This is a genomic window from Bradyrhizobium sp., assembly GCF_035273305.1.
GTDB lineage: Bacteria > Pseudomonadota > Alphaproteobacteria > Rhizobiales > Xanthobacteraceae > Bradyrhizobium.
This window is the reverse complement of record NZ_DATEPI010000337.1, coordinates 1-2,792: the sequence shown is the minus strand read 5'-3', so window position 1 is coordinate 2,792 and position 2,792 is coordinate 1. Positions and strand designations below refer to the sequence as shown.

Sequence of the window (2,792 nt, the reverse complement as noted above, 5' to 3'; positions counted from 1 at the left end):
CGCGCATCACGCGGCGAGATCGCGGAGGTGTGTGTTTTTGCGTGGAGGAATCCGAGAGAGATGTGCGGAATGCCGCGACGCGCTCCATCCCTCCCCCTTTTGTGGGGAGGGCGGGCACATCGTGAGCGGGAGCGAGCGATGTGGGTGGGGGGCTGCTTCGGCATGCGAGGAACGACCCTACCCGGCGCTTCGCGCCACCCTCCCCATAAAGAAGGTGAGGGATAAGAAAGAGCGAGCTTCGCTCGCCACTATACGTCGGGAGGCTCCGATTGAAGCAAGTGCTCGTTGCTCTATTCTTTCAGCAATGCTCGCCAGTGATTATCTGTCCCTGTTTCCGCTTCTATGCGAGCAACACCGCGTCGGCTGCATTCACGGCGTCGGCGCCGTCGATCACCGCCCGCTCCAGGGCCGTCGCCTGAACCGAAATGTTCTCGGCGAAAAAACGCGCCAGCGTGACATGTCGCGAGGCATCGGCCGCGGCTTCCGTGAGATTGCGGGCGGCCAGTGCCTCGCTGGCGAGCATGCAGCCGCCGAGCGTCGAGCCAAACAGCCGCAGATAAGGAGTAGCTCCCGCCAGCGCATCATTCGGGACCGAGGCGATACGTTCCAGCAACCAGCGGCTCGTGCGATCCAACGATGCCACCGCGTCTCGCAGTTTAGAACCGGTCGTGCCGAACCCCGGATCATTGGAGGCCTCGACCCGGCTAACCGTCTCGGTGAGCTCATCCAGCAGCGTCCATACCGATGCGCCGCCATTGGCGGCGAGCTTGCGTGTCACCAGGTCGATCGACTGGATGCCATTAGTACCCTCGTAAATCGGGGTGATGCGTGCATCGCGATAATGCTGGGCTGCGCCGGTTTCCTCGATGAACCCCATGCCGCCATGAATTTGCACGCCGATCGAACTGACCTCATTGCCGATATCGGTCGAAAACGCCTTTGCGATCGGCGTCAGCAGGGCGGCTCGAGCCGCTGCCAGGCCGCGCGTCTTCACGTCCCTTGCGCGCACCGAAACATCGAGAGCCACCGCCGTTGCGTAGCAGATCGTGCGTGCAGCCGCCGTCAAGGCGCGCATCTGCATCAGCATCCGCTTAACGTCGGGATGCACGATGATCGGATCCGATCCGTTGCCGGTCTTGCCGACAGCGCGGCCCTGTCGACGCTCCTGAGCAAATGCCAGCGCCTGTTGATAGGCGCGGTCGGCAATGCCGACGCCCTCGAGCCCGACTCCAAGGCGAGCCTGATTCATCATCGTGAACATGCACTGCATGCCGCGGTTTTCCTCGCCTATGAGGTAACCGACCGCACCGCCCTTGTCGCCCATGGTCATGGTGCAGGTCGGCGCAGCATGCATGCCGAGCTTGTGTTCGATGCCGCTGGCGTAAATGTCGTTGCGCGCACCGAGCGTGCCGTCGGGATTGACCATGAATTTCGGAATCAGAAACAGCGAAATGCCCTTGGTGCCCGGTGGCGCATCGGGCAATCGTGCGAGCACGAAATGCACGATGTTGTCGCTCATATCGTGATCGCCGTAGGTGATAAAGATTTTTGTTCCGGAAATTCGATAGCTACCGTCGGCGGCGCGCTCGGCACGGGTACGCAGCGCCCCAACATCCGAGCCGGCCTGCGGCTCGGTCAGCTGCATAGTGCCCGGCCATTCACCGGAAATCAGTTTGTCGAGATAGATTTTTTTCAGCTCGTCCGTGCCATGCGCATCGAGTGCCTCGATCGCGCTCAGCGTCAGCAATGGGCAAAGGCCGAACGCGACGTTCGATGCGCTCCAGATTTCAGTGCAGGCCGCATTGATCGCGAGCGGAAGTCCTTGGCCGCCGAACGCCTCAGGGCCGGACACCGCGTTCCACCCGGCCGCGGTCCAGCGACGATAGGCATCGGGCCAACCCGGCGCAGTGGTCACGCCGCCATTGTCGAGCTTGATGCCGTTTTCGTCGCCCACCCGGTTGAGCGGCGCAAGCACGTCAGAGGCGAATTTCCCGGCCTCTTCCAATACCGCGGCGGTAATGTCGGCGTCGAAATCGCCGTAATGGCCGGCTTCCACGGCCGCCTGCAAGCCGGCGCCATGGTTCAGGGCCAGCAGCATGTCATTGATTGGCGCGCGATAGGTCATGACGATGTCTCGTTTTCGAGCCGGAACATGGGCTTCGTATTCCCACGAAACCACGGTTCTCTCAACTCTCCGCCAGCCGAAATTCAGGCTTGGGATGCTGGAGATACGCCTTTCAGGGCCAAAGTGAGCCGCATTCACGTCGGAGGCGCACTGGCGCGCACGGAAACGGCGGGCCGCAACTGTAATTTAGTTTCTGGCCTGTTGAATTCGCTCGGCTCCGTCTATAGACGGCTGGCCAGAGGCAAATGCGGAACTCTATTCCAGCCGCGTTTCAGCTATTGGGGCGTCGCCAAGTGGTAAGGCAGTGGATTTTGATTCCACCATGCGGAGGTTCGAATCCTCCCGCCCCAGCCAGGCACTCACTCAACTGCAGATTGTTGCGTCTGAAATCAAAGAAGCGCCCGCAGAACGTGGGCTTTTGCAGATTTTAATTCCGTCTCTATGCTCCAAATTTGCACAATCTCCGAGAGAAATCGGAGATAGTCTCTGGCTATGGATTGAAATATTCCCGTTTTTGGGAGACGCGGACCGGAGACCGGGTTCGACCTGCACTGTGTGGGGTGGACGCAGTTCTCGCTCGCCGTTTTTACACGAAGCACGAGCACAGTCTCAGAGCGGTAGCGCAGCTGAATGTCTCCTCTCCGTCGTGAAGCAGATATTCTGCAAA

The 2,792-nt window shown here is 60.5% G+C and carries 1 protein-coding gene and 1 tRNA gene; one reads left to right on the top strand and one right to left on the bottom strand.

All coding sequences use genetic code 11. The features are described from left to right. Positions 1-340 precede the first annotated feature (340 nt). Complete coding sequence (locus VJV58_RS21940; RefSeq protein WP_324139470.1) at positions 341-2,125, bottom strand: acyl-CoA dehydrogenase; 1,785 nt, start codon at positions 2,123-2,125, stop codon at positions 341-343. Positions 2,126-2,404: 279 nt separating this feature from the next. Here VJV58_RS21940 and VJV58_RS21935 point away from each other — a divergent pair. Next, positions 2,405-2,479, top strand: a tRNA-Gln gene (locus VJV58_RS21935). Positions 2,480-2,792 lie beyond the last annotated feature (313 nt).

Coding starts and splice junctions, on each gene's coding strand:
- VJV58_RS21940 (WP_324139470.1), bottom strand. CDS start 2,125: ATGACCTATCGCGCGCCAATCAATGACATGCTGCTGGCCCTGAACCAT.